A 12013-nucleotide genomic window follows, 5' to 3' on the forward strand; every position below is an offset into this window, starting at 1 on the left:
GGAGAAGGGGGGCCCTGTCTGGTGACGACATTTACTGTCTGAGCTGGGTGGGGCCGCAGAGACCAGTGAGAAGCGACTGTTTACTAAAAACACAGGTCCGTGCGAAGTCGTAAGACGATGTATACGGACTGACGCCTGCCCGGTGCTGGAAGGTTAAGAGGACCGGTTAGTTCTTCGGAGCGAAGCTGAGAATTTAAGCCCCAGTAAACGGCGGTGGTAACTATAACCATCCTAAGGTAGCGAAATTCCTTGTCGGGTAAGTTCCGACCTGCACGAATGGCGTAACGACTTCTCAGCTGTCTCAACCGTAGACTCGGCGAAATTGCATTACGAGTAAAGATGCTCGTTACGCGCGGCAGGACGAAAAGACCCCGGGACCTTCACTACAGCTTGGTATTGGTGTTCGGTTCGGTTTGTGTAGGATAGGTGGGAGACTGTGAAACGGTGACGCCAGTTATCGTGGAGTCGTTGTTGAAATACCACTCTGATCGAATTGGACCTCTAACCTCGGACCATGATCTGGTTCAGGGACAGTGCCTGGTGGGTAGTTTAACTGGGGCGGTTGCCTCCCAAAATGTAACGGAGGCGCCCAAAGGTTCCCTCAGCCTGGTTGGCAATCAGGTGTCGAGTGCAAGTGCACAAGGGAGCTTGACTGTGAGACTGACAGGTCGAGCAGGGACGAAAGTCGGGACTAGTGATCCGGCACCGGCAAGTGGAAGCGGTGTCGCTCAACGGATAAAAGGTACCCCGGGGATAACAGGCTGATCTTCCCCAAGAGTCCATATCGACGGGATGGTTTGGCACCTCGATGTCGGCTCGTCGCATCCTGGGGCTGGAGTAGGTCCCAAGGGTTGGGCTGTTCGCCCATTAAAGCGGCACGCGAGCTGGGTTTAGAACGTCGTGAGACAGTTCGGTCTCTATCCGCCGCGCGCGTAAGAAACTTGAGGAAGGCTGTCCCTAGTACGAGAGGACCGGGACGGACGAACCTCTGGTGTGCCAGTTGTTCCGCCAGGAGCACCGCTGGTTAGCTACGTTCGGAAGGGATAACCGCTGAAAGCATCTAAGCGGGAAGCCTGTTCCAAGATGAGGTTTCTCACCCCCTCGAGGGGGTAAGGCCCCCGGCAGACCACCGGGTTGATAGGCCAGAACTGGAAGTACAGTAATGTATGCAGGTGACTGGTACTAATAGGCCGAGGACTTACCACAAAGAAGCTACGCGTCCACTGTGCGGTATCTGAAACAACACACAGATACCTTGAGAAAACCTTGTTTTCTCCATCCCCCAACACCATTGATTGGTGTTGACGGGTGGTGAAACCACGGTGATCGACAGGAAAGTTACTGTGACAGTTTCATAGAGTTACGGCGGTCATAGCGAAGGGGAAACGCCCGGTCCCATTCCGAACCCGGAAGCTAAGCCCTTCAGCGCCGATGGTACTGCACTCGACAGGGTGTGGGAGAGTAGGACACCGCCGAACACAATTTACGAGAGAGCCCCCCAACATTGTTGGGGGGCTTTTTCGTCGTTCCCGGACCCGTTTATCCCCGGGATCGGTTGCCGCCGGCACAAGTGGTCGGGGTGAACGTATCGCTCACCCCGTTGGACAGGGGCGGCGGTACGTTCACGCGATGCCGGGGCGAGGCATACTCGGCGAACCGGACACTACTTCAGCGCTGATTCCAATGTATCGCAGAGTATTTCCAGCGCCCGGGGGTACTGAGACGGCGAGGGTTTGCTGTACCCGACAACAATGCCGTCAGAGTCGGGGCAAGGCGAGTCTGGGTGCCGGAACGTGGACAGCCCTTCAAGGCCGAGGCCGCGTGCGTTTGCGGCAGCCATCACGGCTTTTTCGCTGCCAGGAGGCAATCGAATTACGGCATGAAGTCCCGCGGAGATCCCCTCGACCCGGACTTCGGGTACTCGCTGCGTCAAGATGGCAACCAGTTGATCGCGGCGTCGTCGGTAGGAAACCCGCATCTTCCGAATGTGACTGTCGAACCGCCCGGACTCGATGAAGTCTGCCAGAGCCAGCTGATCGGTTGAGCTGACCCAACGCTCGTACGGCCCCTTGACTGCGAGCACCGGTTCGATCAATCTGTCCGGCAACACCATCCATCCGATACGAATAGCCGGCGAGAGTGTTTTGCTCACCGTTCCGAGGTACGCGACGTGTTGTGGGGCTATCCCCTGTAGTGCGCCGACGGGCTTTCTGTCGTAACGGAATTCGCCGTCGTAGTCGTCTTCCAGTATGACTCCGCCAGTGGTCGACGCCCATTCGATGGCAGTTGCCCGCCGTGCGGGACTGAGGGGTCCGCCGAGTGGAAACTGGTGCGCCGACGTCAGCAGAGTAGCTCCGGCGGCTGTGGATGCGAGTTCGTCTGTGCACGTTCCTGATTCGTCAACAGAGACAGGGACGGTTCGGATTCCTTCGTCACTGAGCAACTGCCGGTGTAGATGAAGGCAGTAAGCGTCGACTGCAAACGTTCCTCCTAGTGTGCGAGCCAGGAGCGCGATTCCGTGACCTGAACTGGCGCTGATCACTATTCGGTTCGGGTCTACTCGAACTCCTCTGGTTCGGCCCAGATATCCGGAAAGGGCATCGCGAAGTTCGACGCGACCGCGCGGGTCGGCGGCGGCAAACGCGTCGTTGGGAGCTGTGGTCAGGGCTCGTCGAGCAGATGAAATCCAGGCTGAACGCGGGAAGGCTGATACGTCAGGCGATCCGGGCATCAAGCTGTGTGTGAAGCGCATCGCGGACGGTGCGGGCGCCGCGTCGTTGCGAGAGTTCGCGAGCGAAGCGACCACAGTTCCGGATCCCTGGCGAGTGACGAGCCATCCGGCCGCAGCGAGTTCGGTGTAGCAGTCGGCCACGGTGTTTCGCGCCAGGCCGAGGTCATGTGCAAGGGTGCGCGACGGTGGGAGTCTGGTGCCGGGCTTCAAGACACCGCCGTCGATCGCGTCGCGAAGTGCCTGCAGAAGTGCTGCTTTGACGCCGATGCCCTGCGGTAGTTCTATGTGCAGATCGAAACCGAGATTGGCCCACGAATTCACACACAAATTGAACCATGTTTGAGGGTCATTGCGAGATTATCGTTCTAGGTATGACAACAACATCAGGACAACGACTCAACATTGCGCAGCTGGCACCCGAGGTTTACAAAGCGATGATCGCACTGGACAGTGCTGCACGTAAGGGGTTGGATCCCACGCTGGTCGAGTTGGTGCTGACACGTGCGTCGCAGTTGAATCACTGTGCGTGGTGCTTGGACATGCACACACGTGATGCGCGCGAAGCCGGCGTGACGGAGCAGAAGCTGTACTTGCTGAACGCGTGGGAGGAAGCCCGAGGTCTGTACTCCGACAAGGAGCGCGCAGCTCTCGCGTTGACGGAGGCCGTCACAGTTCTCACCGACGGGTTTGTCCCCGATGCCGTCTACAACGAAGCGTCCGAGCACTTTGCCGACGCCGAGCTGGCTCAGCTCATCAGCGTCATCTTGACCATCAATGCATGGAATCGCATTGCCGTCACCTCGCGGATGGCGCCGCCTGTCCGGGACTGACTCCGTCGTTTGGATAGTGTCGCGGCATGGATCTTCGACTTTCGGGAAAACGTGCAATTGTTGCGGGCGGTAGCAAGGGGATCGGGCTCGCGATCGCCAGAGGTTTGGCGGCGGAAGGAGTCGATCTCGCGATACTCGCCCGCACCGAACAGACTGTGACCGGCACTGCCCGAGATCTGGCGTCGGAGTTCGGGATTCGAGCAATCGGTGTGGCCGCCGACACGCGCGACGACGACGCAGTTCAGGCCGCCGTGCTCGAGGTGGTCGAGAGGATTGGCGGCGTCGACATTCTGGTCAACTCAGCGGCGACGCCATGGAGTGCCGGCAGGCCAACGGATTTCTGGTCGACAACCGATGATGTCGTGCGGGACGAAGTCGAGGTCAAGGTTCTCGGCTATCTCCGTACAGCCCGGGCAGTTGCGCCGCACATGGTGGCGCAGGGGTGGGGCCGGATCATCAACATCAGCGGATTGGGCGCGCGTACGGCCACCTCGATTGCACATACGGTACGCAACGTCAGCGTCTCCGCGTTGACGAAGAACCTGGCCGACGAGTTGGGGCCGAGCGGAATCAACGTGACGGTGGTTCATCCTGGCGTGACTCGGACCGAGCGACTCGATGCGCGGATTGAAGGCGAGATGAATCTGACGGGTCGTTCGCTCGCCGAGGTGGAAGCGGGAATTGCCACCAATTCGATTCGCAAGATCATCGACGCGGCCGAGGTGGCTGACGTCGTCACGTTCCTGGCGTCGCCGCGCAGTGTCGCGATCACGGGTGATGCGGTGGCCGTCGGCGGCGGTATTCCGGGGCCGGTGTACTACTGACCTGCGCGGAGGAGTATAAATACATCTTGTGTCTATGTTGCATTCCACGGCGGAGTCGGTATTCCGCGAGGTGAAGGAACTCATCCTGTCCGGCGAGTTGCCCGGTGGTGAGCTCATCAGTGAGGGCGAGATCGCCAGTCGGATGGAGTGCAGTCGCACTCCCGTGCGAGAAGCGTTTCTTCGTCTCGAAGCCGAAGGCTGGATGCGCCTGTACCCGAAGAAGGGCGCGTTGATCGTCCCCGTGGCTGACGGCGAGGCAGAGCATGTGGTCGCGGCGCGGCAACTGGTGGAGACGCAGAGTGTGCGCGTTGTGGCTGACCGGCCTCAGTCCCGTAGCGGTTTGGTCGCAGCGTTGACCGCGAGTGTGGCTGAGCAGCGTGACATTGCAGATCGTGGTGACGTCGCGGCCTTCAGCGCCGCCGACGCAGATTTCCACAAGACGATCGTTGCTGCCGGCGGTAATCCTCTGCTCGACACCTTCTACGCGGGTCTGCGTGATCGGCAGCGCCGGATGACGGCACGGTCCATCGCGCTCGACCCGGGGAAACTGTCGAGGATTCTCGAAGACCACACCGAACTGATCAGCCTGGTCGAGGCCGGCGACGCCGATGCGTACAACGACGCGGTGCTCGCGCATATGCGTCGGGTTCACGGACTCGGACTGCGGGGAGATCTGTGATGAGCGTCGAAACCTTGTTGTCGAACAAGTCCACGGACAACCGTTCTGCCCGAGTGTGGCTCATGGTTGCGGCCAGTATGTTCGCAGTTGCCTGGGGCGGAAACGAATTCACGCCGCTGTTGGTGATGTACCGGGTCGATCACGGCTATTCGCCCGTGATGGTCGACTTCTTCCTCTTTGCCTACGTGGTGGGTATCGTTCCTGCGCTCTTGCTCGGTGGCCCGATGTCCGATCGGCTGGGTCGGCGCCCGATCATGCTCCCGGCTCCGTTCATCGCGATCGCCGGCTCGACGCTGTTGGCTTTCGGAGCGGATTCGGCGGCTGTTCTGATTGTCGGTCGTATCCTCTGCGGCATCGCACTGGGTATCGGCATGGCCGTCGGCGGTTCCTGGGTGAAGGAACTATCCTCGGCTCCTTGGGATCCGGACGCTAACGAAGGCGCGGGCGCCAGACGCGCCGCCATGAGTTTGACCGCTGGTTTTGCGTTGGGCGCGGGCTTCGCCGGTGTGTTGGCGCAATGGGCACCGCTGCCGAGTGCGCTGGCTTACGTGCTGCATATCGTGATCACTGTGCTTGCAGGCGTTGCCCTGTGGCGGGCACCCGAGACTCGCGCCGCTCAGCCGAAGAACGAGCGTCGCCGGTTGAGTGACGATTTGAAGATTCCGTCGGCCGGTCATCGCCGATTCCTGTACGTAGTTGTTCCGTTGGCGCCGTGGGTGTTCGGAGCAGCAAGCGTCGGGTACGCCGTCATCCCCGCGCTGATGACCGGCCATAGCGGCAACGCCCCGGTGGCCTTCTCGGCGTTCCTCTGTGTTGTTGCCCTGGCCTGTGGATTTGCGATCCAGTCTCTCGGACGCAAGATCGACACGAACAGCAGTGCACGAGGTGCCGTCGTAGCGCTTGTGTTCCTGGTAATCGGAATGGCTGCAGCAGCTTTAGTGGCGTCGACGCTGACGGTTGCCGTCGCGATTGTTGCCGCTGCGATCCTCGGCTGTGGATACGGAATGGCCTTGGTGTCCGGCCTGCTCGAGATCCAGCGCATCGCCGGGCCGGACGACCTGGCCGGGCTGACCGCGGTGTTCTACTCGATTACCTACATCGGGTTCGCGGTTCCCGCGGTCTTGGCGATGCTGTCGGAAAGCATTCCGGCGCTGAGCTATACGGTGACTTTGTTGTTTGGCGCTGTGGCAGCCGCAGCCTGCCTCGTACTTGTACTGTTCAAATCCCGGTCACACCTCCCGGCGCATGAATCGGATATCGTCAAGGCGGGCTGAACCTGGCCCACGAATCAGGAGGAATGCTCAATGGGGACTTGGGGTTCGGGACCGTTCGAGAACGACGCAGCCGGCGACTTACTCTCGGCGATTCGGGCCGGTGAATTCGACATCACCGATTTCACCGGGCACGTCGACGAAGAGTACGTCGAGGTGGAAGATTCGCAGGCGGCAATCGCAGTGGCGGAAATTCTTGCAGTGGCGCACGGACTCCTACCGGCCCCACCGCAACTCGAGGGTATCGATGCCGTCGCCTATACCGAGTCCTTGACGCCAGAGCAGCGGGAGTGGATTCTCGCGACACTCGAACGCACAATTGGCGACCCCGAAACGTCCGAACTCTACGAGCTGTGGGCCGAGAACGGTCCGGAGGATGTCGAGGAATGGCGGGCTCCGATCCTGACAAGGCTGGAGAGCCTCAAAACCCTGAGTTGACGCGGCTCACGTCCGGCGCGGCAGGGGTTTCTGATTGAGCCACGCATCCCACAGCGGACGCAGCGGGATGTCGGTGAACCGTGACGCCAGATCGGTGAACTGTTCGGTGCTGACAGTGCTGTGGCGATGTTTGGTGGTCCACTGCCGGAGAAGTTCGAAGAACTTGTCGTCTCCGAGAACCCCACGCAGAGTGTGCAGGGTGAGGGCGCCGCGTTTGTAGATTCGATCGTCGAACATCAGGGCCGGCCCGGGATTGCAGAGGACGAGATCCTGAGGTTTGCGCATCAGCCCTTGATAGGCGTTAGCAGCAAGGGTTTTGGACGAGGGCCCTCCCGAGTTTTCGGACCAGATCCATTCCGCGTAACAGGCAAACCCTTCGTGCAGCCAGATGTCGCACCACGCCTCGATAGTGAGGCTGTTGCCGAACCATTGGTGCGCCAATTCGTGTGCGACAAGGCGTTCGGATCCGCGTCGGCCGGTGCAGTGATTGGCGCCGAAAATCGAGAGCCCCTGGGCTTCGATGGGAATCTCGAGTTCGTCGTCGGTGACCACGGCGGTGTAGTCGGCAAAGGGGTATGGGCCGAACAGTTTTCCGAAGACGTCGAGCATCTGCGGCTGCCGTGAGAAGTCGACGTCGAACTCGTTGTGCAGTCGAGGCGGGTGAACCGCGAAGATCGGGACCTGGCCAGAGCTGACCTGCCGATGCTCGTACTGCCCGATCTGAATTGTCGCGAGGTAGGTGGCCATGGGCTCGGTCTGCTCGTACACCCACGTGGTTGCACTGGCGCGGGTTTGCTTACGCACCAATGCGCCGTTGGCGAGTGCGTAGAACGGAGAATCGGTGGTGATCGAAATGCGGTACGACGCTTTGGAACTGGGATGGTCGTCGCACGGGAACCACGACGCGGCCCCGTTGGGTTGGCTCGCGACGAGGATTCCTTCGGTGAGTTCTTCCCAGCCGACTTCACCCCAGAGACCTTTGATGGGTTCGGGGTTTCCGGTGTATTGAACGGTGACCGAGAGTGCTCCGCCGGCGGGGATCTTGGTGCCGGGCGTGATGATCAGCTTGTTGTTCTGACGCGAGTACTTGGCGCCGCGGGCGCCGTTGACCGACACCTTGGACACCTGCAGGTTCTGGGCAAGGTCGAAGCTGAATTTGGACCGGTTCTCAGTGGTGACAGCGGTGATGACGGCCTTGCCGGCCAGACGGTTGCTGAAAACCTTGTAGGTCAGTTCCAATTCGTATCGCGATACGCGATATCCGTGGTTGCCGTTCTGCGGCAGGTACGGGTCGATCGGCTCGTCGAGCATCTTGTTCGGCTTCACGAAGCCGCCCACGGGGCAATAGGGTTGCCCTGCCACCGGGTCGACGGCGGAACGGTGTCACCTCGCATGACCAATGATGCGGGCCCGACGGTTGCGCCTGCGCCGATTCCGGCTGCGGGTAGCGCGACGCAGTGTGGTCCGAGCGTTGCTCCTGCTCCCAAGGTGACGGTGTCCATGGCCATAATCCGATCATGGAAGAGGTGAGTTTGCACGACGCACCCCCGTTCGACGGTTGCCCCGTCACCCAAAGTTACGAGATCTGCTTCGGGTAGCCAGTACGACTCGCACCAAACCCCCTTGCCGATTTTGGCGCCGAGTCCGCGCAAGAAGATGTTCAGTACGGCAGTACCAGTTGCTGCTCGAGCGAACCAGGGCGCCGCGACTGTCTCGACAAAGGCGTCGGCAACTTCGTTGCGCCAGACGAAGGAACTCCAGAGTGGATGCTCCACCTTCTTGATCTTGCCGACGACAATCCACTTGGCTGCGATGGTGATGGCTCCGGCAACTGCGCCTGCGATCAGCAGGACAATGCCGCTGAGCAGTGCGGCGAACCAGAACCCGACGGTGCCTGCGAGGGTTTCGAGTGCAAACAGCACACCGAGACCGATGCCGAAGGTGACCATGACGGGGATCAAGCGGCAGGTCTCCACGATGCCGCGGGCGATCTTGAGGCGCATCGGTGGGTTGAAGGTGCGGGCCGCGTCGGTGTCGCCGACTGCGCGGCGCAGACGCACGGGCGGGCTGCCGAGCCACGAGGATCCGGACTTCGCCTTTGACGGTGTCGCGGACAACACGGCAACGAGACCGTTCTTGGGGACGCGTCGACCGGGTGCGGTCATGCCGGAGTTACCGAGGAACGCGCGTTTACCGATCTTTGCCGGTTCGATGTGCATCCAGCCGCCGCCGAGGCCGTAGCTCGCGACCATGGTGTCGTCGGCGAGGAACGCGCCGTCGGCGACTGTCGTGAACTTGGGAAGCAGGAGCACGGTGGATGCTTCGACGTTCTTACCGATCTTGGCACCCAGGAGACGGAGCCACCCCGGCGTCAGCAGGCTGGCGTAGAGGGGGAAGAGGAAGGTTCTGGCGGAGTCGAGTAGTCGCTCGGTCGCCCACACCTGCCATCCGATGCGGCTGCGGACGGGGTGATAACCGGGGGTCAGACCGATCGCGAGAAGACGTACGGCAACGAGCGTGATGACTGCGAAGACGAGCAGGCTCAGGATGGTCGCCACCGGAAGCACGATCAGCGATTGGAGGATTGCATCCGTGATGGTCTCGGTGTCGCGAACCCACCAGCCGATCAAGGCGATTCCGGCCATCAGCGCAAAGATCGGCATACCGGCCAGGAAGATCGAGGTGACGCCGTACACCGGAACCCAGCCAGGCGCGCGCTTGGGATGTTCGGATGGCCACGGGTGATTTGCTTTGCCGACCTTGACCGCCGGGGATCCGGCCCACTGCTGGTTCGCTTTCACCCGGCCGAACACCGCAGATCCGGGTTCGACGACGGCGTCGCGCCCGATACGTGCGCCCGGCAGAAGCGTCGAGCGTGAACCGACGGAAGCGCCGTCACCGATCTTGATCTCGCCGATGTGAATGACGTCGCCGTCGATCCAGTGACCGGAGAGGTCGACTTCGGGTTCGACGGAGCAGCCGTCGCCGAGTTCGAGCATGCCGGTGACCGGGGGAAGCGTGTGGAGGTCGACCCCGTGGCCGATGTCGGCGCCGAGGGCACGTGCGTAGTACAGCATCCACGGTGCACCCGAAAGACTGGCTGCGCCACTGGCTTCGGTGAGTCGCTGGGCGATCCACAGCCGCATGTGTTCGCTGCCACCGCGCGGGTAGGTGCCAGGCTGCAGGTTTCGTAGCAGCGCTCGGGTGCCGATCACGGCGATCGTCATCCGGCCGATCGGCGTGATGAAGACGAGGAAGGCCAACAAAATCCACCACCACGAGACGCTCGGAGCCCAGCGCACATCGGCGAACCAACCGAGGACGTTGTTCGCGATCGCCAGCCACGTCACCAACTGCAGTCCGGTGAGCGTCGTGAGCGGAACGGTAGCGGCAATCTGCGCCAGTTGGGATTTCAGCGGTGTGGGCTTGACTATGCGCGGTTCGACGGTTTCAGTGGGCGCTAATTCGTCGAGGTATTCGGCGAGCGATCCCAACCGCGGATGATCGTAGAGTTGCGCGACGGTGACCTCGGGAAAGCGTTCGCGTAGTGCCGTCACCAGCTGTGCCGCGGAGAGGGATCCGCCGCCCACTTCGAAGAAATCGTCGTCGAGGCCGGTAATCTGTGCGCCGAGAATCGAACCCCACAGTCCGGCTACCCAGGCTGCTGTTCCGTCCAGTCCGAGTGCGGCTCCGGCGTCTTCGCCGGCTCCGGGCAGAGGCCAGGGGAGAGCGTTGCGGTCGACCTTGCCGGAGGTGCGCGTCGGGAGTTCGTCCATCAATGCCAGACGCGGAACGAGCGCGGCCGGCAATTGTTCGCTGAGCGTGGCGTGTGCGGCCTTGAGGTCGAAATTGGGGTCGGTACTCGCGATGTATCCCACGAGGAGCTGGTTTCCGGCTGCGGTTTTCTTGACCGCGGCCGCAGCGCCACTGACACCGGGAAGGTTCTGCAGCGCGTTGTCGACCTCACCGAGTTCGATGCGTCGGCCACCGAGCTTGACCTGATCGTCGGCTCGGCCCTGGAACATGAGTCCCTCGAGCTCTAGTCGGACGAGGTCGCCGCTGCGGTACGCACGCTCCCAGCCGAGCGACGGCATCGATGCGTACTTCTCGGCGTCTTTTGCCGGGTCGAGATAGCGGGCGAGGCCGACGCCACCGATTACCAGTTCGCCCACCTCCCCGACTGCGACGGGGTTGTTCTGGGCGTCGACGACGGCAAGGTCCCAGCCGTCCAGGGGGAGTCCGATGCTGACGGGGCTCTTGCCGTCCATCAGCGCGCCGCAGGCAACCACTGTCGCTTCGGTGGGTCCGTATGTGTTCCACACTTCACGGCCTTCGACGGCCAAGCGCTCGGCCAATTCGGGCGGGCAGGCTTCGCCGCCGAAAATCAGCAGACGGACGGCTTCGAGTGCCTCGGCCGGCCACAGCGACGCCAACGTGGGAACGGTGGAGACGATGCTGACGTCGCGAGAGACCAGCCACGGGCCGAGGTCCATGCCACTGCGGACGAGTGATCGAGGTGCGGGGACCAGGCACGCGCCATGACGCCACGCGAGCCACATTTCCTCACACGACGCGTCGAAGGCGACGGACAGTCCCGCGAGAACACGGTCGCCAGGACCGATCGGCTCGTCTTGAAGGAACATGCGGGCCTCGGAGTCGACAAACGCCGCGGCATTGAGGTGGGTGACGGCGACGCCCTTGGGCGTGCCGGTGGATCCGGACGTGAAGATGATCCAGGCGTCGTCTCCGGGCAGTGGATCGCGTACGGGTGGGTGCTCGAGCCGTTTCGGCGCGGTGCCAGGCCCGACGCCGTCGCCAGTGATGATCGCGGTGACCTGGGCTTCACCGAAAACGAGTTCGGCGCGCTCCTCCGGATCATCGGCGTCGACGGGCACATAAGCGGCGCCGGCCGCGAGGATCGACAGGATCGCCACGTACAGCGACCGCGAACCGGACGGCATCCGGATGCCGACGCGATCACCCGCGCCGACTCCGGCGTCGGCGAGCCAGCGCGCACCCTGTTCGATTTCGCTCAGCAGTTCGGCGTACGACAGCGTCGTCTCACCGTCGTCGATGGCGGGTGCTTCGGGGTTGGCCTGCGCGGATGCCCGCACGATGTCGATGAGAGTGCGAGGCGCAGGTGCCTGCCCCGAACGTAGGAATACTGGCGGAATCCCGATAGACGATTCCGTCGACTGCGGCTGGAGTGGCAAACCCGTTGATCCTGTTCTGCTCATGAT

At 61.9% G+C, this 12013-nt stretch carries 8 protein-coding genes and 2 rRNA genes (1 of these 10 cut by a window edge); 7 read left to right on the plus strand and 3 right to left on the minus strand.

What is annotated here, in order from left to right:
* Both FFI94_RS02650 and rrf read left to right on the plus strand, forming a co-directional pair.
* Positions 1-1206 (plus strand): 23S ribosomal RNA (locus tag FFI94_RS02650) (it extends 1928 nt beyond the left edge of the window).
* A gap of 155 nt (positions 1207-1361) precedes the next feature.
* Positions 1362-1478: ribosomal RNA gene (gene rrf, locus FFI94_RS02655) — 5S ribosomal RNA — on the plus strand.
* A gap of 185 nt (positions 1479-1663) precedes the next feature.
* Here the strand turns inward: rrf and FFI94_RS02660 are convergent.
* Complete coding sequence (locus FFI94_RS02660) at positions 1664-3052, minus strand: PLP-dependent aminotransferase family protein (protein WP_138871623.1); 1389 nt, start codon at positions 3050-3052, stop codon at positions 1664-1666.
* Between the two features lie 50 nt (positions 3053-3102).
* Here FFI94_RS02660 and FFI94_RS02665 point away from each other — a divergent pair, with 50 nt between their 5' ends.
* Genes FFI94_RS02665 through FFI94_RS02685 form a run of 5 tightly spaced genes read left to right on the plus strand, consistent with a single transcriptional unit; the run spans position 3103 to position 6773 of the window.
* Entirely contained in the window at positions 3103-3561 is a 459-nt protein-coding gene (locus tag FFI94_RS02665) for a carboxymuconolactone decarboxylase family protein (protein ID WP_138871624.1), read from the plus strand.
* Positions 3562-3587: 26 nt separating this feature from the next.
* On the plus strand, positions 3588-4385 hold the full coding sequence (locus FFI94_RS02670; RefSeq protein ID WP_138871625.1) for an SDR family NAD(P)-dependent oxidoreductase: 798 nt from the start codon (positions 3588-3590) through the stop codon (positions 4383-4385).
* 34 nt (positions 4386-4419) lie between these two features.
* On the plus strand, positions 4420-5064 hold the full coding sequence (locus tag FFI94_RS02675) for a GntR family transcriptional regulator (RefSeq protein WP_138871626.1): 645 nt from the start codon (positions 4420-4422) through the stop codon (positions 5062-5064).
* Positions 5064-6338 carry an MFS transporter gene (locus FFI94_RS02680; RefSeq protein WP_138871627.1) on the plus strand — a complete coding sequence of 425 codons (1275 nt, stop codon included), beginning with the start codon at positions 5064-5066 and terminating at the stop codon, positions 6336-6338. The genes FFI94_RS02675 and FFI94_RS02680 overlap by 1 nt, the downstream gene beginning before the upstream one ends.
* 30 nt (positions 6339-6368) lie before the next feature.
* On the plus strand, positions 6369-6773 hold the full coding sequence (locus FFI94_RS02685; RefSeq protein WP_138871628.1) for a DUF4259 domain-containing protein: 405 nt from the start codon (positions 6369-6371) through the stop codon (positions 6771-6773).
* Positions 6774-6779: 6 nt separating this feature from the next.
* On the opposite strand, the gene FFI94_RS02690 is transcribed toward FFI94_RS02685, so the two are convergent.
* Together FFI94_RS02690 and FFI94_RS02695 are read right to left on the minus strand one after the other, a co-directional pair.
* On the minus strand, positions 6780-8084 hold the full coding sequence (locus FFI94_RS02690; RefSeq protein WP_185993371.1) for a M1 family metallopeptidase: 1305 nt from the start codon (positions 8082-8084) through the stop codon (positions 6780-6782).
* 11 nt (positions 8085-8095) lie between these two features.
* Entirely contained in the window at positions 8096-12010 is a 3915-nt protein-coding gene (locus FFI94_RS02695) for a Pls/PosA family non-ribosomal peptide synthetase (protein ID WP_397495115.1), read from the minus strand.
* Positions 12011-12013: the final 3 nt, after the last annotated feature.

The organism is Rhodococcus sp. KBS0724 (genome assembly GCF_005938745.2).
GTDB lineage: Bacteria > Actinomycetota > Actinomycetes > Mycobacteriales > Mycobacteriaceae > Rhodococcus_F.